20 protein-coding genes and 1 pseudogene are annotated in these 23,695 nt (G+C 37.0%); 15 read left to right on the top strand and 6 right to left on the bottom strand.

Annotated features, from left to right (window positions below):
• Positions 1 to 112: 112 nt before the first annotated feature.
• Together P9E47_RS21180 and P9E47_RS21175 are read left to right on the top strand one after the other, a co-directional pair.
• Entirely contained in the window at positions 113 to 607 is a 495-nt protein-coding gene (locus P9E47_RS21180; protein ID WP_326164792.1) for a DUF456 domain-containing protein, read from the top strand.
• 138 nt (positions 608 to 745) lie between these two features.
• Complete coding sequence (locus tag P9E47_RS21175; RefSeq protein WP_003330097.1) at positions 746 to 1,030, top strand: HesB/YadR/YfhF family protein; 285 nt, start codon at positions 746 to 748, stop codon at positions 1,028 to 1,030.
• Positions 1,031 to 1,095: 65 nt separating this feature from the next.
• On the opposite strand, the gene P9E47_RS21170 is transcribed toward P9E47_RS21175, so the two are convergent.
• The gene (locus P9E47_RS21170) at positions 1,096 to 2,340 is read right to left on the bottom strand and encodes an aminopeptidase (RefSeq protein ID WP_326164790.1); all 1,245 of its coding nucleotides are present in this window, start codon (positions 2,338 to 2,340) and stop codon (positions 1,096 to 1,098) included.
• A gap of 189 nt (positions 2,341 to 2,529) precedes the next feature.
• Between P9E47_RS21170 and P9E47_RS21165 the strand changes: the two genes are divergently transcribed.
• Entirely contained in the window at positions 2,530 to 2,886 is a 357-nt protein-coding gene (locus P9E47_RS21165; protein ID WP_003330099.1) for a VOC family protein, read from the top strand.
• Between the two features lie 58 nt (positions 2,887 to 2,944).
• Here the strand turns inward: P9E47_RS21165 and P9E47_RS21160 are convergent, their stop codons facing one another.
• Entirely contained in the window at positions 2,945 to 3,253 is a 309-nt protein-coding gene (locus P9E47_RS21160) for a BC1872 family protein (RefSeq protein ID WP_003330100.1), read from the bottom strand.
• A gap of 187 nt (positions 3,254 to 3,440) precedes the next feature.
• Between P9E47_RS21160 and P9E47_RS21155 the strand changes: the two genes are divergently transcribed.
• The gene (locus tag P9E47_RS21155; protein WP_326164787.1) at positions 3,441 to 5,114 is read left to right on the top strand and encodes a ribonuclease J; all 1,674 of its coding nucleotides are present in this window, start codon (positions 3,441 to 3,443) and stop codon (positions 5,112 to 5,114) included.
• Positions 5,115 to 5,207: 93 nt separating this feature from the next.
• On the top strand, positions 5,208 to 5,696 hold the full coding sequence (locus P9E47_RS21150; protein WP_326164785.1) for a CBO0543 family protein: 489 nt from the start codon (positions 5,208 to 5,210) through the stop codon (positions 5,694 to 5,696).
• Positions 5,697 to 5,744: 48 nt separating this feature from the next.
• On the opposite strand, the gene P9E47_RS21145 is transcribed toward P9E47_RS21150, so the two are convergent.
• The gene (locus P9E47_RS21145; RefSeq protein WP_326164783.1) at positions 5,745 to 7,052 is read right to left on the bottom strand and encodes an ABC1 kinase family protein; all 1,308 of its coding nucleotides are present in this window, start codon (positions 7,050 to 7,052) and stop codon (positions 5,745 to 5,747) included.
• A 612-nt stretch (positions 7,053 to 7,664) separates the two neighbouring features.
• On the opposite strand from P9E47_RS21145, the gene P9E47_RS23020 reads away from it, so the two are divergent.
• On the top strand, positions 7,665 to 8,684 hold the full coding sequence (locus P9E47_RS23020; RefSeq protein WP_407697212.1) for a peptidylprolyl isomerase: 1,020 nt from the start codon (positions 7,665 to 7,667) through the stop codon (positions 8,682 to 8,684).
• Positions 8,685 to 8,873: 189 nt separating this feature from the next.
• Here the strand turns inward: P9E47_RS23020 and P9E47_RS21130 are convergent.
• Positions 8,874 to 8,954: pseudogene (locus P9E47_RS21130) on the bottom strand (hypothetical protein); the annotation flags it as partial.
• 58 nt (positions 8,955 to 9,012) lie between these two features.
• Positions 9,013 to 9,756, bottom strand: coding sequence for a helix-turn-helix domain-containing protein (locus P9E47_RS21125; protein ID WP_326164781.1), 744 nt, complete (start codon positions 9,754 to 9,756; stop codon positions 9,013 to 9,015).
• Positions 9,757 to 9,880: 124 nt separating this feature from the next.
• Between P9E47_RS21125 and P9E47_RS21120 the strand changes: the two genes are divergently transcribed.
• The 8 genes from P9E47_RS21120 (at position 9,881) to P9E47_RS21085 (ending at position 21,725) form a co-directional block, all read left to right on the top strand.
• Positions 9,881 to 11,146, top strand: coding sequence for an extracellular solute-binding protein (locus P9E47_RS21120; protein ID WP_326164778.1), 1,266 nt, complete (start codon positions 9,881 to 9,883; stop codon positions 11,144 to 11,146).
• Positions 11,147 to 11,243: 97 nt separating this feature from the next.
• Positions 11,244 to 12,458 (top strand): carbohydrate ABC transporter permease, encoded by a 1,215-nt coding sequence (locus P9E47_RS21115; protein ID WP_326164777.1) that lies wholly within the window; start codon positions 11,244 to 11,246, stop codon positions 12,456 to 12,458.
• Positions 12,459 to 12,472: 14 nt separating this feature from the next.
• Positions 12,473 to 13,306, top strand: coding sequence for a carbohydrate ABC transporter permease (locus P9E47_RS21110; protein ID WP_003330109.1), 834 nt, complete (start codon positions 12,473 to 12,475; stop codon positions 13,304 to 13,306).
• A gap of 18 nt (positions 13,307 to 13,324) precedes the next feature.
• Positions 13,325 to 16,270 (top strand): beta-phosphoglucomutase, encoded by a 2,946-nt coding sequence (gene pgmB / locus P9E47_RS21105; protein WP_326164775.1) that lies wholly within the window; start codon positions 13,325 to 13,327, stop codon positions 16,268 to 16,270.
• 33 nt (positions 16,271 to 16,303) lie between these two features.
• Positions 16,304 to 17,428 (top strand): ABC transporter ATP-binding protein, encoded by a 1,125-nt coding sequence (locus P9E47_RS21100; protein WP_003330111.1) that lies wholly within the window; start codon positions 16,304 to 16,306, stop codon positions 17,426 to 17,428.
• 170 nt (positions 17,429 to 17,598) lie between these two features.
• Entirely contained in the window at positions 17,599 to 19,935 is a 2,337-nt protein-coding gene (gene helD / locus P9E47_RS21095) for an RNA polymerase recycling motor HelD (protein WP_326164773.1), read from the top strand.
• Positions 19,936 to 20,033: 98 nt separating this feature from the next.
• On the top strand, positions 20,034 to 21,221 hold the full coding sequence (locus P9E47_RS21090) for a DHH family phosphoesterase (protein ID WP_326164771.1): 1,188 nt from the start codon (positions 20,034 to 20,036) through the stop codon (positions 21,219 to 21,221).
• Between the two features lie 78 nt (positions 21,222 to 21,299).
• Positions 21,300 to 21,725 carry a PaaI family thioesterase gene (locus P9E47_RS21085; protein WP_003330114.1) on the top strand — a complete coding sequence of 142 codons (426 nt, stop codon included), beginning with the start codon at positions 21,300 to 21,302 and terminating at the stop codon, positions 21,723 to 21,725.
• A 24-nt stretch (positions 21,726 to 21,749) separates the two neighbouring features.
• Here P9E47_RS21085 and P9E47_RS21080 read toward each other — a convergent pair whose 3' ends face one another.
• The gene (locus P9E47_RS21080; RefSeq protein ID WP_326164768.1) at positions 21,750 to 22,979 is read right to left on the bottom strand and encodes a hypothetical protein; all 1,230 of its coding nucleotides are present in this window, start codon (positions 22,977 to 22,979) and stop codon (positions 21,750 to 21,752) included.
• Positions 22,980 to 23,115: 136 nt separating this feature from the next.
• Here P9E47_RS21080 and thpR point away from each other — a divergent pair, with 136 nt between their 5' ends.
• Complete coding sequence (gene thpR, locus P9E47_RS21075; protein ID WP_326164767.1) at positions 23,116 to 23,673, top strand: RNA 2',3'-cyclic phosphodiesterase; 558 nt, start codon at positions 23,116 to 23,118, stop codon at positions 23,671 to 23,673.
• Positions 23,674 to 23,695 lie beyond the last annotated feature (22 nt).

The raw sequence follows: 23,695 nt of genomic DNA, 5'->3' as shown, positions 1-23,695 counted from the left end.
TCATTCACAGTTCATTGCGAAGTAGTATGAATATATAGTTGAAACCTCTACCCTTTTTAAGACGTAAGAACAGTATAAAGATTTTGTATGGAAGCAGATAAATAAAAAAGGTGTGATTACGATCGTAGACATTATTTTTTGGATTATTATTATTGCCTGTTTCATCCTGAGTTTTGTAGGACTTGTCTATCCCATCATTCCAGCAGTTGTAATGATATGGGGTGGTGTAGTATTATATCATTTTGGAATTAATCCAAATGAACTTTCTTGGATTTCATGGACGTTGTTTGTGATCTTAACGATTTTATTATTTTTAGCCGATTATCTAGCGAATCTTCATTTTGTCGATAAAGCTGGGGGAACAAAATGGGGAATGAGAGCGGCAGCGATAGGGTTAATAGCCGGCAGTTTTGTGATTCCACCTTTTGGAGTCATCATCGTGCCATTCGCAATGGTTTTAATCTCTGAAATTATCCAAAAGAAAACCTTCCAGGAATCAATAAAAGTAGCATTTGCCACCTTAATAGCTTTTTTAAGCGGAACGTTTGCAAAAGGAATTATACAGCTTATCATGATTATTGTATTTTCATTTGATGTATTAGTTTAGGAAAGAATAATAATGTTAGTGGGGGAATAAAGTAATTCGTTTTGAACAACAATTTATATAGAAACCAGAAGATGGAGTAATTTTGAAAATAACTACTTTGCAGTTATGGAAAAAAGTGGAGCTTAAAGAGGTGTCCGAATGAAGCTGGAAGTAAGTGAGGATGCAGCAAAATGGTTTGCATCTGAAATGGATTTAAAACCGGGGGATTTTGTTCGTTTTGTTGTAAAAATTTATGGGGGTATTCCAACAGCACACCCATCCTACTATCTTGGGATCTCTATTGGAAAAGAAAGGGATATCACGATTAAAACTGAGGTAGAAGGGATTACGTTTTATTTTACTAATGAGGATTCATGGTTTCTGGAACAGTATAATTTAAAAATCATAGAGAAAAATGGTGAGGTGGAATACATTTTCACCTGAAACAAAATGCTCCTACTCTTAATCAAGATTTGATTATAGTAGGAGCATTATTTATGATTGAGAACTTAAATCGCCCAATCCCCGTTACGGAAAATTGGAACAACGGTGCCATCTTGTTTAATGCCGTCAATATTCATTTCCTTTGAACCAATCATGAAGTCTACGTGGACTGTAGACGTGTTCACCCCATGTTTTAATAATTCTTCTTGGCTCATTTCAGTACCACCTTTTATGTTGGTAGGGTAGGCGGAACCAATTGCCAAATGATTCGAAGCATTTTCATCAAATAGTGTATTAAAGAATGTAATCCCTGATTGTGAAATTGGCGATGGATCTGGGACAAGTGCAACTTCCCCTAAGCCCGTACCTCCTTCATTGTCAAAGACCAACTTTTTAATCGTTTCATCGCCTTTTTCCGCAGAAATGTCGACAATCTTGCCGTCTTTGAATTGAACTTCGATTCCTTCAATCAATGTTCCAGCATAGCTGAGTGGCTTCGTGCTTCGTACGACACCGTCCATACGATGTGTATCTGGTGCAGAAAACACTTCCTCAGTTGGCATATTGGCGATAAATTCTACTCCTTTTGGATCATTGCTTCCTGCACTTGCCCAAATATGGTTTTTAGGTAAGCCTAAAGTCAAATCAGTACCAGGTGCAGTGTAGTGAAGAGCATCAAACTGGATTTCATTTAATTTTGTCGCTTTTTCTTCCAATGTCTTTTTATGGGCATCCCATGCAGCAATTGGGTCATCCTCATAGACACGGCAAGTTTTAAAAATTTGATCCCATAAAGCATCTACTTGTTCTTCGGATGTAGCAAGCTCAGGGAATACTTTAGCAGCCCAACCAGCACCGGCAGCCGCCGCAACTGTCCATTTCAAATCATTATTTTGTGTTGCTTTTCGTTGTACATGGAACGCTTTGCCAAATACAGATTGGTAAGCAGCCACTTTTGCAGGATCAATTTCATTTAGTAGGCCAGGGTCACTTGAAATAATCGAAAGTCGGCAAACGCGATGATTCAATACATGGTCTTCCGATTCCTCAATTTCATATTGCGGAATGTTTGTTAACACTTCTGTAGGTTGGTGAAGATAATGCAATTTCGTAATTTCATCATCGGACCATTTCACAATCACTTTTTCAGCACCTAAGGCATAAGCTTCTTTCGTAACATGACGTGCTAAGGGCGCTTGATCTACTGTAATGGTCATCTTTACCCAATCACCTGGCTGCACATTTAATCCTTTTGCTACTAGAAGTTTTGCGTATTTGTGTAGATTTTCTTCAAAGTTCGGTAACATCATCAATTCCTCCCATATTGTTTCTGCTTCCAATATTATCATATTGAACCAAATTTAATAAAATTTGACCCCCTCCAATTTAGTTATTATGTTCTTTTAAAATAAGTCTATTCCAAAAAAGCATAGCATTTGCAAACAAAATGAATTATTAAATATAATAAAATAGAATAGAAAATAATGGAGGGATATAAAATGTTCAAGAGTGGTGCTGTGACAATAGAAGTAGAAGATTTAAATAAGGCGGAACAATTTTACGTGGAAACACTTGGATTAAAGGTGCAATTCAAAATAGAAGGGCATCTTGTGCAGGTTGAAGCACCAGGTTTGGCAATTGGACTAGTGCAGCCCCGCGCGGGACAAGAATCTCATTCAGGAAAATCAGGAAGCATTCATATTGCATTGGAAGTACAAGAACTAGATTCAGCTGTAAAATTGTTAGAATCCCGTGGGGTTGAATTCCAACCTATCATGGAAGAAGGAGCAACTAAAATTGCCTACTTCAGTGATCCCGAAGGAAATCCTCTTTACTTAATAGAGTTAAAACACTAATGCAATAAAAAAATAAGCAGAGGAGAACCCTCTGCTTATGTCCTGTATTTTAAAAAATTTACAGCCAACCCGGATCAATTGCGGGATTATCTGCCAGTTCAAAGGCTGCATTCGTAATCGCTTGTGCTAACGTTTCCCCGGTACCACATACTCCGTTAAAGCAAACATTTTTTTCATCTTTTGCAGTATATGTATATCCGAACTTTTCTAGTTTTTCAACGATTCGCATTGCATGGTCAAGCTCTTGTTCCGGCTGGAATTCAGATTCATGTATGTAAGTACCATTTTCATGATCATACCAACGATCCCATCTATTGAGCTTCCAACCAAGGATTCTACGCGCAATTATATCGATTTTATTATTCATTAAATAAACTCCTTTTACCCCATTTTAGCCTATTTTAAAACATCATTGAGAAAGTGTAAAATATAAAAACTTGATAAATTATATTTATTTTTTTACCTTTGCCATATTCATATTTCCCAGTATTTTTTAATGATAAATCTCCCAATCGGTTATACTACAACTAATTATTGATTGCAGGAGGATAAACGTGAGCGAAAAAGAGAATGTATTATCCATATTTGCATTAGGCGGCATGAATGAAATTGGGAAAAATATGTATATCATTGAAAATGCCAACGATATTATCGTCATTGATTGTGGCAATAAATTTCCGGATGAAAGTTTATTGGGGATCGATTTAATTATTCCGGATATGTCTTATTTGGAAGAAAACAAAGAAAAGGTAAAGGCATTGATTGTTACGCACGGTCATGAAGACCATATTGGCGGGGTACCGTATTTTTTAAAGAAATTGAAAGTACCTGTTTATGCAACCCGTTTTACATTGGGGTTAATTGAACTAAAGCTAGAAGAGCATCAACTTCTAAGAGAGGCTGAACTAAAGGAAATTAACAGCAACTCAACTTTATCATTTAGTGACATCCGTGTTAGCTTTTTTAAAGTAAACCACAGTATACCTGATTGTCTCGGGATTGTTTTTGATACACCAGAAGGAAAAATCGTCCATACTGGCGATTTTAAGTTTGACTTAACACCTGCCAATAACGAATATTCAGAAATTCATAAAATGGCGGATATTGGTAGAGATGGCGTGTTGTTGCTATTATCGGAAAGTACGAATGCAGAACGTCCAGGATTAACGCCATCTGAAAGAATAGTTGGAGATCATGTATTGGAAGCGTTTTTAAAAGCAGAAGGAAAAGTAGTTCTCTCAACCTTTGCGTCCAATATTAATCGAGTCCAACAAGTCGTAGAAGCATGTAAGATTACAAACCGAAAGCTTGCGCTGCTTGGACGAAGTATGGTGAATGTCGTTCAAGTTGCAATCGAACGGGGCTATTTAGATGTACCCGAAGGGATGATCATTGAGCCTAATTTAATCAATACAATGATGCCAGAACGGGTTGCGATTCTTTGTACGGGTAGTCAGGGTGAACCCCTTGCGGCACTGGCCCGCCTTTCCACTGGCGACTATAGAGGTGCTGAGATTTCATCTGGTGACACGGTGATTTTAGCGGCTGGACCAATTCCAGGAAATGAACGCAGTGTCACAAAGATCATCGACAACCTGTTTGCCCTCGGTGCAAAAGTGATATATGGATCGGGAAGTACAACGGGTATGCACGTTTCCGGACACGGCTATCAAGAGGATTTGAAACTAATGCTAACTTTGATGAAGCCCAAATATTTTATACCAGTTCATGGCGAGTACCGCATGCTGCACCTTCACCGACAGCTTGCCGAATCTGTTGGGGTAGAGGATCATCATACTTTTATTATGACTAATGGTGATGTCGTTGATATAGAAGGTTCTGTTGCCAGACAGACCCGAAAAATTGACGCTGGGGATACTTACGTTGATGGAATTGGCGTCGGTGATGTAGGGGAGATTGTGTTGCGTGATCGAAAGCAGCTCGCTGAAGACGGTATGCTCGTTATTGTACTGACGATGAATAAACGGGATAAAAAATTAGTCTCTGACCCGGATACCATTTCTCGTGGATTTGTGTTTGTGAAAGACTCTGAGCAACTTTTGAAGGACATTAACAAGCTTATAATTAAAACAGTTGACGATATAGATGTGACAAGTAGAAAGCAATGGAGTGAAATTAAACAAAATATCAGAAAATCAGTGGGCCAATATGTATTCAAAGAAACAAAACGAAAGCCGATGATTCTTCCGATTATTATAGAAATTTAAAAGACACGTCCTTCAGTTAAGGAATAGATTTTAAACAAAAGGTAAAAAATATTTATAGTTAGTTAATGAATCGTAGGGAAGGTGGAGGCTGATATGGCTTATCGAAAGGAAAGAGTGATAATTGCCTCTGCATATGCATTAAGTGTATTTTTATTGTTAAATTTTGTTCCGAAAAATAAGGTTCGTTACGCAATAGTGCCTTTTCTTTTTAAACAGGTCATAACTTGGATATTTGGTTTACTTGTCGCCGAAAAGAAACTAATTCAATATCCATATCGCCCCTTTTTCAGAAAAGCATATAAAGGAAGTTTTTGTTTTGAATATTTTTTTTATCCAACATTAAGCATTCTGTATAACCTCTATTACCCTGAGAGAAGAAATATTTGGATTAAAATGTTGTACTGTATTATTCATACTTCATTTGTAGTGGGCAATGAAGTATTGATTGTTAAATACACTAAGATAATTCGATACAAGAAATGGAAATGGTATTGGAGTTTTATTACTATTTGTATTTCCAATTATATTTCACATGTTTTTTTTAGGTGGTTTTTTAATAAAAAAATCCATGAATATTTTTGAAAAAAAAACGACTTAGAGGATTTGGCTTGTCTCTAAGTCGTTTTTTAATTAGCGAGATTTGGTAGGTGTACCAAAAATCGGTGGCCCAACACGCAAAAGGATTTCCAACCAATTTGTATCGGGTGCAAGTTGGTTTAAAACAGTAATCAGAATTCCCGTTCCTCGGAGCAGAAACATATATTTTGCTTGTAGTTGAATCGGGCTGTTTTTTATAAAATATTTCATTCCGGCAACAAACTGCTTTAATTCTGGTGAATCCTGTTGTCCATCTCTACCATCTAAACGATCAAGCACCAAGGAAATCATCGGTATAAGTTCTTTATAGTTTGTTTCTGGTGGTAAAAAACCAAGATCCTCGAATGCTGAAAGGATGCCATTAATGTCACATAACATTATACTTTGGAACAATCTGCGGATTGTCTTAACATCATCTGTTGTCAGTTCATCAATCATTCCAAAATCTAAGAAACAAAGCCGATGATCTCGAAGTATGAGCAGGTTCCCAGGATGTGGATCGACATGAATAAATCCAAAGACAAGAAGTTGTTTGAAATAAGCATCAAGCAGTGTTTCCCCAATTGCTGTCCGATCGACCTGCCATTTTGATAATATTTCATGATCTGTTAAGCGGGCACCTTCAATAAATTCCATAACCAATATCCGTTTTGTAGATAATTCCTTATACACGTTTGGGATTTTGACATTCGGATTATCAGTGAACATCTCGCTAAACCGTTCCATATGGGATAGTTCTTGGTGGCAATCAAGTTCCCTATGAATTGTTTCTGTGAACTCTCGATGCATATCAACGAAATTCATTTTTCGTCTGAGCGCCGGTATCCGGTTTATGACCTTGGCTGCAAGGCCAATTGTATTTAAATCAATGTGAGCAAACCGTTCCATTTTTGGTTTAATAACTTTAACAGCCACCACAGTTTCATCGGACAAGGTTGCTTTATGAACTTGTGCAAGTGAAGCAGCTGCAATCGGTTCTTCATTGAATGTCTTAAACACGGTATAGATATTACCGTTCAGTTCTTTTTCTAGTAAAGGCTTTACGGCCGAAAAGGTGGCAGCAGGCAAGGCGTCATGAAGATCGGTAAGTTCCTCTGTAAACGCATGGGGTAATATGTCACCACGCATACTCAAAAATTGGCCAATTTTCACGATAATACTTTCCAATTTGAAAGCAGTCCAACGTGCCCGCTTACCGGCATTTGAATATATTCTATTTAAAGCTGCTGCTCGTTCCTCACCTTCAAGCCGCTTATCGATTTGGCAAACCTTCCAATAATCCAAAACTAATGAAACAACTAAACGGATTATTAGAATTCGTCTGATTATTGTTAATCTCATAGTGGGCGAACCTCCAATCCCGATCTACGATCTATTTAAGTCCACTATAAATAATACTATTGAAAAAATTTTATTACAATTATTTAAATTAACAGTGGAGATTGTGCCTTCATGGGCCCGGGAATTCATTGAATAGGATGGTATATGCTAGGAATTGTACCTTATTTGAGCTGCTGATTCACGTAATAGGGCAGAATAATGCTGGAATTATATATTAATAGAGTCACTGAAGAATTGGATCAGGTAAATTTAATTAAGCAAAGGTTTTATCCTCATCAAATCGCGCATGTCCCCCATTTGATGGTAAATAACTAGAATTTATCCTCATCAAATCTCACTCTGCCCCCATTTGATAGTAAATAACCAAGATTTATCCTCATCAAATCGCGCATGTCCCCCATTTGATGGTAGATAACCAAAATTTATCCTCATCAAACCATACTCAGCCACTATTTGATTGCAGATTAGTTAATTTACCTCAGCCAAACTGACTAAACATCCCTCATTCCAATATTTTTTGCTTCAACACTTCCGTTTTTTACATTACAATCAAATGGTATGTATAAACAAATTACATAGAGTTTGATAATTTTTATCAGAAAGGGGAAACAAATGAAAAAAATTCTTGTATTCGCTGTTCTTTTATTAAATTTTTTCATAATTAGCAAAAGCGTCTCGGCTGCACCTACTATTCAAGTGATTATTAATGGGACAGATCAAAGCTACGACCAACCACCTATTATTGAGAATAACCGGACGTTAGTTCCTTTGAGAGGGGTGTTTGAATCATTAGGGGCTACGGTCCAATGGAATCCAGAAAAACGGGAAATCACTGCGATAAAAAACGCCAAAACCATATGGCTGAAAATTGGTTCAAAAACGACGAAAGTAAATGGAGCAGTGAATGAAATTGATGTTCCGGCTGCCATAATAAATGGGCGGACGATGGTGCCACTTCGCTTTGTAGGTGAGGCATTAGGGGCAAATGTGAAATGGTTTGCAGATAAGAGAATTGTTCAGATAACTACAGACCAATCCCAACAAGAAGTTTTACCGCAGTTCAAACAACTTCAAAGTGATGATCCTGTCGCAACTATGAAAACAACTAAAGGGGATATCAAAATCAAACTATTCCCTGCCCAGGCGCCCAAAGCAGTGGAGAACTTTTTAACCCACAGCAAAAATGGCTATTATAATGGATTAACATTTCATCGCGTTATCGAAGATTTCATGATTCAAGGTGGGGACCCGAACGGCAATAGCACGGGTGGTACGAGTATTTGGGGTGAACCATTTCCAGATGAATTTTCACCTGAGTTGGCCCATTTCCGGGGAGCGCTATCTATGGCTAACAGTGGTCCAAATACGAACGGAAGCCAGTTTTTCATTGTACAAGCTGATTCAATCGATGACAGTTTAATAAGTGAAATGGAGCAAGCTGGATTTAATCCTGATGTTATTGAAAAATATAAAGCTGTTGGTGGTACACCATGGCTGGATAATAATTATACTGTTTTTGGTCAGGTAATCGAAGGGATGGAGATTGTTGACCAAATTGCTGCTGTTGAAAAAAATGAAAGAGATATGCCTCTGACTCCAATTTTAATCAAGGAAATAATAGTTAAAGAATGAGTCCATTGCAAATCCATATGAACTAGCACCGCATACCTTTATAACCATAATAATATTATGTAAACTGAAATAAAAAATTCAGAACCCAAAATAACAGCCTGCCTCCAACTTTAATAGTTTTCAAAGTTGTTGGGCAGGCATTATTTTTATCCTAGATTCTACTTAAAACGGATACACTCGATCTTTAGTTTAAATGGACACCCATTTCGTTACCGTATATTCTTCAACAACCCATGGGTGACCCAATCGCCCTAAACCGCTCGCTTTAAAGGACCAATCATTATATGAATCAAAAGAAGCAAGAACCATGCCTTGCTTCCAGTATATTTCATATTTGCTGTTTCACTTTCCTGAATTCTCTTGGAGTCATACCGGTATATTCTTTAAAAAGTAAAGTATAGTAGCTTTGATTACAAAACTTAAAAAGGAGGGCAATGTCCGAGATTGTGGTATTAGTATGAACCAAAAAGTATTTAGATTCTTCCAAACGTTTATTATTTATAAAGTCTGTAATGGAGCTGCCCACTTCTTTTTTGAAGCGGAATGATAAATAGTTTGGATGGACGTAGACATTGTGTGAAATGGTATCAAGCGTTAACTCATTTAATATATTGTCATAGATATATGTAATTGCAAGTTTTACAGGAGGACTGTAATTGTTAGTATGCTTTTGTTCCTCTAAGGTTTGTAAAAAGTGGTAAAGCATAGCGTATTCAAATTGTTCTAACGCTTCAATGTCTTGAAGTTTTTCAATTTCGATAATGTTGGCATCACTTACTTCAAAGGCAACCTCCGGATAGACGCCGCCTTTAATTATTGCTCTAGTAAAAAGGGTACATAAGGCAATTAGCGCATTTTTTCGCGACCGGACCGGATGTGTTGCTAAAATCGCACGATCCAGCTGATTAATTTTTTTCAGCGTTTCTTCCGCCTTTTTCTGATTTGCAAGACTAACTGCATCTAACAGCTGCTGTTCGAGTTCATAGGGTGGATGGACATAATTATCTTGCCTGTTTTGAATCCGGCTTTCTAAAAATTTTTTAATAACAGATGAATTCATTGTAGTTTTCATAAATTTTCCACATCCACATTAAAAAATTAATACTTTTATTAATATTTTAATATAAGTATGCCATTTTTAACACTAATATTTTACTTGTAAAGCAAATATTACAAATTAGTTAGGGGGCCTTTCAATGAAGAAGAAAAAATTTTTATCGATGTTGTTAGCGCTTTCGGTATTTGTATTTCTTTTAACAGGTTGTAATTCTAATAACAAAACAACAACGCAGAATGAACAAGAAGGAGCAGACACCCCAGAGACCACCGAAAAAGTAGTATTAAAATTTGCTGCACAAAATGATAATACCCCGGCTACACAAGCAGCAATCGATGCATTTAATGGAAGTCAAGACAAGTATGAGGTTAAATGGGTTGAGATGACAAATGATTCCGCTCAAATGCATGATCAATTATTAACATCATTATCAAGTGGTTCTGATGAATATGATATTTTATCGATGGACGTCGTTTGGGCCGGTGAGTTCGCAGGAGCCGGTTTCATTACACCAATTGATGCTTATATGTCAGATGCAGGTCTAACAAAGGAACAATATAATAGCGGCTCAATGGCATCCGGTAATTTTAAAGGAAAGCAATATACACTTCCTTTCTTCCCAGACCTCGGATTATTATATTTCCGTTCTGATATCGTTAGTAATGAGGATGCTGCAAAATTAATTAGTGGTGACTATACTTATGCTGATTTAGCAGCTATGTCTGAAAAATATGCTGGTCAAGCTGGTACTAAATATGGCTTCCTATACCAATCCAAGCAATATGAAGGCTTAACTGTAAACGTAACAGAATACACGAAGTCATTTGCTGATATTAAAGGCGGCTTGGAGCAAATGTATGTTTTCACAACTGCCAGTTATAGTCCAAAAGACATTTTAAACTATATGGAAGGTGAAACACATACAAACTTTGAACAGGGAAATGCGGTATTTGCTCGCAACTGGCCATATCAATTTGGTCGAATTAAGGGTCAAGAGGATGGCGTTACGGTAAAAGTAGACCAAGTTGGCATTGCACCACTTCCAAATGGTGGCTCTGTTGGCGGTTGGTTACTTGGTATTAACAAAAACTCTAAAAACGCTGAAGGGGCATGGGAGTTTATTCAGTTTTTAGCAGGTCCTGAAGGACAAAAAATAATGTCTATTCAAGGCGGTTATTTACCAGGATTCAATGCATTATTAGAGGACCAAGAAGTAATTGCCGGAAATGACATGCTTTCTTATGAAGGCTTCAAAAACGCACTTTCTAATACGATTGCAAGACCAGTATCACCTGAATACTCAAAGGTATCCGATACAATTCAAATCGAAGCACATAAATATTTAAGTTCCGGTGAAGGCTTAGATGCAGCGGTTGAAGCCATTCAAGCAGCAATTGCGCAATAAATTCCATTATCGTAAATGAATAGGGCTGACCAAAAGGGCAGCCCTTTTTACGTAATAGTCAATACGATGATCACCGATAGAAATGAGGTGGAATCTAATGAAAAGGCTAAGGTTTAAAGAATTCCTCTTTATTGTACCAGTAATCCTATTGATCGCTGTATTTTCCTTATGGCCGGTTATTCAATCCTTCACTTACACTTTTTTTGATTACCGCCTGAATGACCAGACAAAAGCAGGGCTTTATTTAAGCGAGCAATTTAATTTTGAATTATATGATGAAACACAAATGTATTTAAAAATGTTTTTAAATGAAGATAAAAAGTTGGTCAATGATCCAAAGATGACCAAGGACATTGATCTGTTGATTACTAAATTGGATGCGGTTGAAACACAGTTTGAGGGTAGGGAAGGTGTTCAAAAAATAAATGATGAGGAAAAAGAGACCTTTCTTACTTTATCAAAGGAAGCAAAAACTGTTATTTCCACTTTAACTGAAAATTATGATACACCAAATAAAGAAAATCTACCTTTAATTGTAGAAGACATTGAAAATAGCATCATTCCATCGAATTTTATTGGATTAGAAGCTTATAAGAAAGCTCTTTCTGATAATAGATTGCAAACGGCTCTCGTAAATACTTTTGTTTTTACGATCGTTTCAGTCTTTTTGGAACTTATTCTTGGTCTTGCCCTAGCCTTAATTATGAATAAGGCGATCATCGGTCAAGGTCTTATCCGGACCACATCCCTGATCCCGTGGGCAATTCCAACTGCCGTAGCAGCGTTAATGTGGAGTTATTTATACGATGGAAGCAGTGGAATCGTGGCCCATCTGTTTGAAATGATGGGCATTGTTGGAGATTCACGAGACTTGCTTCTTTCAGGAAGTGGGGCGATGTTTTCAACCATCATTGCGGACGTTTGGAAAACAACTCCGTATATGGCCCTTCTCCTATTAGCCGGACTGCAAAATATCCCTAAATCTCTTTATGAGGCAGCTTCTATTGATGGCGCAAATCGGGTGCAATCATTTTTTCAAGTAACATTACCACTCTTGAAGCCTTCTATTCTTGTTGCCTTATTATTTAGAACTCTAGATGCCTTCCGTGTGTTTGATTTAATTTACGTTTTAACGGGTGGTGGACCGGGCGGTGCTACCGAAACGCTGTCCATTTATGGATACAAAGCGATGTTTGCTCAAACGAATTTCGGCTATGGTTCCGTCATTGTAATGATCATGTTCGTTTGCGTTGCCCTGATTGCGATTGTTTATGTCAAAATCCTCGGTGCGAATTTAATGGATAAAAGCTAAAGGAGGGGAGTACGATGATTTCATCAAATCGGACGCTTAAAATGACAATTGCTGCCTTGATCATTATGTATATGTTTGCGATGTTCTTCCCGTTTTTATGGATTTTCATAACCTCCTTTAAAACATCGGGAGAAATTTTTGGAACTGGTGCCTTTCGAGTTATTCCTGAAAATCCAACTTTTCAAAACTTCATTAAGGTTGTGACCGAAAAAGGCATTTTTGATGCGATCAAAACAAGTTTAATCGTGGCTACATCGACGACAGTTTACATTGTGCTGGTTGCAACCTTTGCGGCCTATGCAATCTCCAGATTTGAATTTAAAGGAAAAAACATCTTACTAGGGTTAATATTAGCCGTCTCGATGTTTCCGCAAATGATTATTATCGGTCCGGTGTACAATTTATTTTTAGATCTTGGTTTGACAAACAGCTATGCGATTATTTTACCGTACTCCACAATTACATTGCCGATGGCGGTTTGGATCCTTGTAACACATTTCAATCAAATCCCGCTGGCACTTGAAGAATCGGCAAAAATTGATGGTGCTACCCCATTACAAACGCTCTTTAAAATCGTTTTTCCATTGGCAGCACCTGGTGTTTTTACGACAGCGATTATCGTATTTATTGCAGCCTGGAACGAGTTTTTATTGACGATTACGATTAACTCTAATAAGGAATATCATACCGTTCCAGTGGCAATTTCATTTTTGCGGACTCAATTTGAAATTTTGTGGGGAGAGGTTGCTGCTGCAACAACGATTGTGACGATCCCAACACTGATTATTGTTCTTTTCTTCCAAAAACAAATCGTATCTGGTTTAACATCTGGTGGGGTTAAAGAATAACTCGTAGAGGTGGAAAAAATGACTTGGACCCTTTCAAATCATTCATTATCACAAGAAGACCTATTAAACTTAGAAAGTCTATTTGCATTAGGAAACGGGTATTTAGGTGTAAGAGGAAACTTCGAAGAAGGATATTTGGATGGATTGACGTCAATACGAGGCACTTATCAAAATGCTTTTCATGATTTAGTTGAAATTCCTTACGGTGAAAAGCTTTATGGCTTTCCCGATACAGAGCAGAAGCTATTAAATAGTATAGATGCACAAACGGTTCGAATTTTTCTTGGGGAAGAAGAGGAGCCTTTTTCCCTATTTGCTGGCGATATTCTTTCATATGAACGTCTTCTTCATCTTGATCAAGGATTTTCTGAACGAATCATTCATTGGAGATCACCGGCTGGAAAAGAAGTAAGGCTTCACTTTCGCCGCTGCATTTCTTTTACAACACGTGAATTGTTTGCTATTGATATAAAAATCGAACCTATTAATTTCTTTGGAGCAGTCAAAATAGTATCAACAGTAAATGGTGATGTTTCGAATTATGTTGGATTGAATGATCCACGTGTCAGTTCTGATCATGGGAAACGGCTTCGTGTAAGTCAGACTGGAATGAAGGATGAAATGATATTTGTCCTCGCTGAAACGGTTGCCTCAAAATTAAAAACGGTATGTGTCAGCCAACATTGCATAAAAAATATTGACTACAATTGCGATCTCACCCATGCTGGTTCACATTCTGAATGTACGATGACATTCCAATTAACAAAACCTGTCCAGTTTACAAAATGGAATATTTATGTAGATACATTAAGGCATGAAGGGAATTTAATAGAAAAAGGCATCGAACTTCAGAGGACATTCGAAACAAAAACCTTTGACGATTTATTAGCAATACAAAAACAATATGTAACTAATTTTTGGGAAATGGCCAATATAACAATTGACGGTGATGATGCACTCCAAGAAGGAATCCGCTTTAATCTTTATCAATTGCTTCAATCTGTTGGTAGGGACGAGTATAGCAATATTGCAGCAAAAGGTCTGACAGGTGAGGGCTATGGTGGACATTATTTCTGGGATACTGAAATTTACATGATTCCGGTCTTTTTGCTTACAAAGCCTGAAATGGCGAAAAGGCTATTAATCTATCGTTATAAAAAGCTAGAGGCAGCGAGAAGCAGGGCAAAGGAAATGGGGCATAAGCAGGGGGCCTTATTCCCATGGAGGACCATATCCGGAGCAGAATGCTCAAGCTATTTTCCGTCTGGCAGTGCTCAATATCATATCAGTGGGGATATCGCCTATAGCTATATTCAATATTTTTTGGCGACAGGAGATTGGCCATTTTTAAAACAATACGGAGCAGAGATGTTAGTAGAGACAGCCCGGCTCTGGATCGATGTTGGACATTATCATGATGAAAAGTTTAAAATCGATGCCGTAACGGGTCCAGACGAATATACATGTGTCATTAATAATAACTACTATACAAATGCGATCGCGAAGTATAACCTGCTATGGGCCTATAAAGCTTGTAAGCTAATAAAAGACAAGGATTCGGAAGCATTTTTGAAGATATTCAGTCATTTAGCCCTTTCAGATGATGAAATTATAGATTGGAAAAAAGCCGGAGAGGCCATGTATCTCCCATACGATGAAAAATTAAAGATTAACCCGCAGGATGATACTTTTTTACAAAAGGCCGTATGGGACTTTGACAATACACCAACAGAGAACTATCCATTGTTGCTTCATTATCATCCGTTAACACTATACCGCTATCAAGTTTGTAAACAAGCAGATACAGTGTTGGCACATTTTTTACTAGAGGATGAACAGGATTTTGACACAATTAAAAATTCTTACGATTATTATGAGAAAATTACAACCCATGATTCTTCGTTGTCATCCTGTATTTTCAGTATTATGGCTTCGAAAATTGGCTATCACGAAAAAGCCTATGATTATTTTATAGAAACAGCGCGGCTTGATCTAGATAATACGCATGGAAACACAAAAGATGGCCTCCATATGGCCAATATGGGCGGAGCCTGGATGGCGATTGTTTTTGGATTTGCGGGGTTGCGAATTAAAGAAACCGGCCTTTCTTTAGAGCCGATAATTCCGAAGCAATGGCAAAGGCTCACATTTCGATTACAATACCAAAACCGCAAGCTAGAGGTTATTATGGAGCAACACCAGGTCCAGTTAACATTGCTGGATGGTGAAGCTTTATCATTAAAGCTCTGCGGTCAGGAAGTTTTTTTACAAATGGAACAGCCAATTTTTATAAAAAAACAACTTCAAGCCATTATTTTTGATTTGGATGGTGTCATTACCAACACGGCTGAATTTCATTATCAAGCATGGAAACAGCTCGCAGACAAATTAAATATTCCTTTTAATAGAGAATTTAATGAAGAATTAAAAGGAATTTCACGGATGGAATCGTTGGAGAAAATTTTAATTCATGGAAACAGACAAAATGACTTTTCTAATTCTGAAAAAATGATGCTGGCAGCTGAAAAAAATCAGCAGTACATCAAACTGATTGAAGAGTTAACACCGGCCGATATTTTACCTGGCATTAAACAATTAATTAGGGATTGTAAAAAAAATAAGATTATGCTGGCCTTGGCCTCTGCAAGTAAAAATGCAGGTACGGTAATGAAGGCATTGGAGCTTGAAAATGATTTTGATGTGGTTGTTGATGCGAAAACGATTCAAAACGGAAAGCCTGATCCAGAAATCTTTTTAACCGCAGCCAATCTTCTAAACGTTGAAGTATCGAGCTGTATTGGAATTGAAGATGCAGCTGCCGGCATTGAAGCAATAAAAGCAGCAGGCATGTATGCAGTAGGGGTTGGCAAGAAGGAGACCTTTGAAAAAGCCGATTACGTCGTTGAAAAAAACGACGAGCTAGTTTTTGAAGAGATCATAAAACATTACTACGCTAATGCTTAGTCTACTTATAACATGAGGAATGGAGGGATTCCTATGGCAGATATACGCTTAGAGCATATTTACAAGACCTATAACAAAAATGTGACTGTCGTTAAAGATTTTAATTTGCATATAGAGGATAAGGAATTCATCGTTTTTGTAGGGCCCTCAGGCTGTGGTAAATCTACGATTCTAAGAATGATTGCCGGTCTTGAAGAAATAACAGATGGCCATCTTTATATCAATGAAAAGCTTGTGAATGACGTGGCCCCAAAAGAGCGGGACATAGCGATGGTTTTCCAAAACTATGCTTTATATCCTCATATGAATGTCTATGATAATATGGCTTTTGGGTTGAAATTAAGAAAAATAAATAAGGCTGACATTGACCGCCGTGTGAAAGAAGCAGCGGCAATATTAGGTTTAGAGGACTACCTTGACCGAAAACCAAAGGCACTGTCAGGTGGTCAGCGGCAACGGGTTGCCTTAGGGCGGGCGATTGTTCGTGATGCACAAGTATTCTTAATGGATGAACCTCTTTCTAACCTAGACGCAAAGCTTCGTGTTCAGATGCGTTCGGAAATATTAAAGCTCCACCAACGTCTTGGGACTACAACAATTTATGTAACACATGATCAAACAGAAGCGATGACTATGGCAACACGAATTGTTGTTTTAAAAGATGGTTTAATTCAGCAGGTAGGTTCACCGGAGGAAGTTTACAATCGACCAGAAAATATATTTGTTGGCGGTTTTATTGGTTCTCCGGCTATGAATTTTTTTAAAGGGGTACTAAAAGAAAATCGGACTTTCATGATTGGAACCACATCTATTAAAGTGCCGGAAAAAACGATGAAAATGCTTCAGGAAAATGGGTATATTAATAAAGAATTGGTACTAGGGATCAGACCGGAAAATATTAAGGATGACCCCGAATTTTTACAAGCATCACCAGACACTGTAGTAAAAGTAAAAATCGATGTTGTTGAGCTGACAGGGGCGGAAATGATTCTTTATTCAACGATTGAAGGGCAAGATTTGCTTGCTCGGATTAATTCAAAAACAGCGATTCACGGTGGGCAGGAAATCGAACTAGGTTTAGAAATGAATAAAGCCCATTTCTTTGATAAAGAAACAGAGGAGAGAATAGGAAAAGCGCTGGGGCTAGACAAAAAATAAGAAGCAAGGGATGAATCTCTTGCTTCTTTCTTTTTTTCATGATATAGTAATTTTTATCTCCATTTTTCAATAAGATGAATGTTAAACATAAATATCCAATATTATTATACAATGAAATATTATTGAAAGTCAAGTTTATTACATAATCATTTTTTGGGGGGTAAAGTTAAATGAGAAATGAGTGGGAAAAAGAACAAGCGAGAATAAACGAAGTACTTGAAATTATCGATAATAATATCGGAAATATACAAAATAATAGCAGTGGGATTAAAAAAGATATTGTTGAAATCCGTAAAACATTTTGGAATGATGTTACGGTAAATTTTGATGAACCAGATGATTTGGATGAAACCTTTTTTAGTATTAAACAGCAGGCTGAAATGCTGTCCGAACGGGAACGGATGCATTTTAAAATGGACCAACGTCTTAAAAGCCTCGCTAAGCTAAAGCACTCTCCGTATTTTGGCCGCTTTGATTTCCAAGAAGAGGGGGAGATAAATGCCGACCAGATTTATATTGGTACGGCATCTTTAATGGATGAGGCTGAAGAGAATTTCCTTATTTATGATTGGCGGGCACCAATATCAAGCATTTATTATGATTATGCGACAGGTCCGGCAAATTTTGAGACATTGGATGGCACTATTGAAGGTGAAATCCTTTTAAAAAGGCAATTCATAATCCGCAGCGGCAAGCTGAGGGGGATGTTTGATACAGGTGTAACGATTGGTGATGAAGTATTGCAACAGGTATTAAGTGATAACGCCAATAACCAAATGAAAAGCATTGTTGCCACGATTCAAAAAGAGCAAAATCAAATCATTCGGAATGAGCGGAGTAGGCTTTTATTTGTCCAAGGTGTGGCTGGTAGTGGTAAAACATCGGCAGCTTTGCAGCGGATTGCGTATTTACTGTATCGTTTCCGCGGCAGCATCGAATCTGATAATATCATGCTATTTTCACCAAATCCGATGTTCAGTAATTACGTGGCAACGGTGCTGCCAGAGCTTGGTGAGGATAATATGGAGCAGATGACATTCCAAGCCTACTTAGAAGAAAGATTTAAGGATAAATATGATCTTGAAGATACGTTTGCACAAATGGAATATGTGTTAACGGCTCCCAAGGATAAAGCGTATAAGATTAGGATGGAAGGGATTCGTTATAAAGGAAGTAATGAATTTCTAGAACTGATTCATTCCTATGTTCGTTATTTATCAATTGATGGGCTTATTTTTAAAAATATTAATTTTAGAGGCGAAACCATCATTTCCGCTGATGAAATTAAAAGCTTCTTTTATTCTTTAGATTCTTCGATTTCCATCCCTAATCGCATAAGTTTGACAATGGATTGGCTCCTAAAGGAATTATCCAAAAAAGGTCGAAAAGAGCGTAAAAAAGATTGGGTGACTGAAGAAATACAGTTTTTGGATCACGATGAGTATCAGAAAATATATAAACGCCTTCAGAAAAAACAGCTATTTACGGAAAATACGTTTAATGATTTTGACCGGGAACAAAAGGAATTGGCAAAGGTAATTGTAAGCAATCGTTTTAAACCCATTAGACAAGCAATTAAGAGACTTGAATTTATTAATATGGCGGCTATTTTTTTTCAGTTATTTGATCTTTCAACGAGCACTCTTTCAGTTAATAAAAGCCTTTTACCGGCAAATTGGGCTGACATATGTAAACAAACGATTTCAAACACGAAGAAGAAGGCATTATTTTTTGAAGATGCAACCGCTTATCTGTATCTGCAGGATCAAATAGAAGGGCGAAAGCCGAACACTTTGATACGACATTTATTTATTGACGAAGCCCAGGATTATACACCATTTCAATATGCTTTTTTAAAACAGCTGTTTCCAATGTGTCAAATGACGATTCTTGGGGATTTGAACCAAGCTATTTTTTCCGAAGCAATGAATTCACCATCAATTTTTTCGGACCAATTATGTCGGGAAGAAAAAATTGAAACTATTACTCTTACAAAAAGCTATCGTTCTACCCAACAAATTGTTGAATTTACAAAATGGCTTATTGAAGGTGGAAGTGTAATTGAGCCCATCAACCGTTTAGGGAATAAGCCAATCTTTACAAGAGTAGAGAATTATGAAAGGTTATATTGTGAATTAGAAAATTGCATAAAGGGTTTGTGGGAAAGTGGGCATCAAACCATTGCCGTCATTTGTAAAACAGAACAAGAAAGCAAAGAAGTATTTAAGCAGCTAAGCAAGAAGTTGGACGTAAAACGAATCGACAAAGAAACGTATTCATTTGAGCGGGGGGTCCTTGTCGTGCCCGTTTATTTGGCAAAGGGGATTGAGTTTGATGCGGTCATTATTCCGAACTGTTCGGAGGAACATTACGGCAGCCAAAATGAACAAAAACTCCTTTACACCGCCTGCACGAGAGCGATGCATGAACTTTATATATTTTCTGTAGGAGAAATGAGTCGCTTAATAAGCGGGGTACCCAAAGATTTGTTTGAGGTTGAGGGATAGGTGGTGAGCCCGTAGGGTCGGGTACTGCGTCCCAATTGGGCCAGAGAACCCGCCCCTTTGTCCAATATTTTGGGTATACTATTTTTGAGGTGAAGATCATGTATAAACTGTTGACACATAATGATTTGGACGGCGTAAGCTGTGGGATTTTAGCAAAGCTGTCATTTGGTGATGAAGTGAATGTCCGCTATAATTCAAATGCCAGTCTTGATCGCGAAGTTGAATCTTTTTTAATAAGTGAAGATAAGGATACATTTTTGTTGGTTACGGATTTGTCGGTTAATGATCAAAATGAAAAAGGGTTGGAGTTGTTTTACCAAGGAGGCGGTAAAGTACAGCTAATCGATCATCATAAAACAGCGCTCCATTTAAATAAATACAAGTGGGGTTATGTTGCAGTTGAAAATGACGAAGGCAAATTGAATTCAGCCACCTCTTTATTTTATGAATACCTAATTTCAAAAAATCTTTTACAACGCTCGGAAGTACTTCACGAATTTGTTGAACTTGTTCGCCAGTACGATACGTGGGAATGGGAGAAGAATGATAATCAACTAGCGCGAAGGCTTAATGCGCTTTTTTATCTACTGTCTATTGAGGAATTTGAAGAAAAAATGATACACCGATTACATACCAGTGATCATTTCTATTTCGACGATTTTGAAAAGAAAATTTTAGATATGGAAGATGATAAAATTGTCCGTTATATCCGCCGTAAAAGACGAGAGCTCGTTCAAACCGAAATTGGCGGCTATTTTGCCGGAATTGTCTATGCTGAATCCTATCACTCTGAACTTGGAAATGAACTTGCAAAAGACAATCCTCATCTGGACTATATCGCTATTTTAAATATGGGTGGAAAAAAATTAGGGTTTCGAACCATTCATGATCATGTAGATGTATCTGAAGTAGCGAGAAAATTCGGTGGCGGTGGACATGCAAAAGCATCAGGCTGTTCAATAACCGCTGATACTTACAAAAAATTTGTAGAGAATACATTTTCTTTGGAGCCATTACGAGTGGATGCCCGGGAAAATCGTTTTAATTTAAAAGATTCTCCATTAGGTTCCTTATACAAGGATCGGAACGATGATATTTTCTTTATTTATCCTGAAAGTGATATGAATTGGGTGATTGAAAGAAATAAAACTAAAATAAAGCAAACTTTTAACAGCTTTGTTGAGTCGGAAAAATATATCAAAAGAAAACATGAAGCATGGCTTGTTAAAGATGATGATTTTGTATCATTTTTAATGGGAGAAGTAAAGCGGGGAAGGAAAAACTAATAAAGCGTTTTTTTCAATATGGTACAATGTAGAAAATAAAGAGAAAAATTCAATCTTCAAAGTTAAGGGTGGGGTTAGATGAATAAAGAGATCGTAAATGAAAAATTTAAAAATGCGATTGACTCGTGTGAAAGCGGGTATGGAAAATACTTCCTATCAAAGCTATTTGATTTAGATATTTCCTATACTGAGGATACATGTACGGTCGAATTTGATGTAGAAGATTTTATGTACAACCCGATGGAGGTTCTCCACGGTGGGGTAATTGCTTTTGTATTAGATGTTTCAATGGGACATTTATGTAAAAAAGTAATTGGAGCAGCTGTTACAGTTGAAATGAAGGTCCAATATATGAAGGCAGTAAAGACTGGAAAATTAACATGTACAGCGGAATTTCTGAAAAAAGGAAGAAATATTTCATTCTTAGAAACAAAGATGATTGATGGGGATGGGAATATTGTTGCTTTAGCGACGGGAACATTTGCCAAGGTTAAACAACAATAAGCTATCAATAAACAGCACCACATTTTAAAGCATGTGGTGCTGTTTATTTGTCCCAAAAGAAAGCCACAGAGTGATAACCCCCATTAATAATAATCCGCTCGCCGCAAACATCCCTTCCGTAAAAAATGGAATTCCGACGTGCTTAAGCCATTCCGAAAGACCTTGGCTAAATAATAATAATTCATTTAGAGCAAAACCAGTAATCAAAATGATAAATCCATTGGTCGATATTTTTGCCTTTGAGTCGATAAGATTCATCATAAGGTATTGTGTGATAATAAAAATGCTTACAAACCCTAAAAGAGTTAAATGAAGATAACCGATAACAATGCTTCTTGTTTCATATACGAGATCGGCCAAAGCCGGCGAAATCAAACCCAACTCGGCTGTACTCTTAATGAATAGCAATATCAAAGTGATCCATAAGCAGTTCAACGTTAATTTTGAATAATACTGGCTGAGATCACCCCATGTTTTTTTAAATGCAGCTAAAATAAATAAAATGCCTATCCATTGTCCAATACTCCCAATTATTGCGAGAGTTGGTATAATACTACCTAAATTAATAAAAAGGATGCTTAAAAAATATCCTGGAAAAAGAGAAAGGAAATAAATCCAAAATCCAAGCTTCAAAGTGGAACCTTCGATTGGAATCTTTTTCATATGTATTATAATGATAAATAACCCAATTAAAAATAACGTAAGCCAACCATTGTACTGAAAGTGTAAATAGAAATACATGGCCATATCAAAATAATAAGTATCTTTTAATCCGGTCGCAGATGTAAGCCCGAGCATATAGGGACCAATAGAGGATATGACTAATGCCAGTAAAGCACTGTTGATAAATAATTTTCCGGACTTCGGCATGTCGGTCTCTTTTTTCAAGATTTTATACATAAAGACAGCTGCCCAATATTCAATAAAGATATGAAGGGTTGCAAATATTATCGATAGGACATTATACCCTTGATATAAAAAGGCAATGAACATAAGAAGAGAGACTATACATAGAGAAAATAAGATGGATATGGCTTGTTTCTTTTGTTTAACCTTTTTCCAAAATATTGAAAGAAAAATAACGAATGCACCAATAAGTGCCCATCCTAACATCGCTAAATGAGAATGGCCGTGTAAAATATGTGTATAGGGAACAATCTCATTTTGCTTAATAAAGAAAAATCGCATCCATACGCCAGATAAAGCAGTTAGAAAAAAGAATAAAAATGTAAAATGAATGAAAACTCTGGGCAAGACTATTCACTCCTTTATTTGGGCTCATATTTTTATAATATACTATTTAAATTAATAATTTCATATTCATAGTAGAAATACTACTAAATAATGTCACTATTTTTTGACGATTTTAAGAACTTTGGAGGTTTTTTTGATGTCTAATTTATCGCATTATTTTATAGCCATTCCACTCGACCATGCTTTGAAGGATTATTTTTCAATGTGGCAAGATTCTCTGAAAGAACAGTTACCATATAAGCAATGGCCACATAAAGAGGATTTGCACATAACCTTAAAATTTTTAGGGCCGGTAGAGCCTAATAAACTTAACGACCTGATAAACAAACTAAAAGGAATCGAGCAACTTAAAGAGTTTGAATTAACTGTTGGAACGATAGGTACATTCGGGAATCCACTAAAACCTCGAGTTCTTTGGGCTGGGGTTGAAAAAACGGATGAATTAGTGGTTTTACATAATCAGGTTGAGGAATGTGCAGAAAGGGTAGGATTTGCAAAAGAAAATAGAGAGTACCGACCGCATATCACACTTGCCAAAAAGTGGGCGGAGGGCAGGAACAATGGTTCGTTGGTCGGTATTAAAAATAGCTATAATGATCAACGAAAATTGTATGTAAAAGAAGTTGTCATTTATCAAATCTTTCCGAGCAAAAGCCCGAAATATGAGATTATCCAATCCTATCATTTGGCTTAATAGTTGGCTAATCATCCAACAT

Source organism: Schinkia azotoformans (genome assembly GCF_035811335.1).
GTDB lineage: Bacteria > Bacillota > Bacilli > Bacillales > Bacillaceae_J > Schinkia > Schinkia azotoformans.
This window is presented reverse-complemented; position numbering and strand designations above follow the sequence as displayed.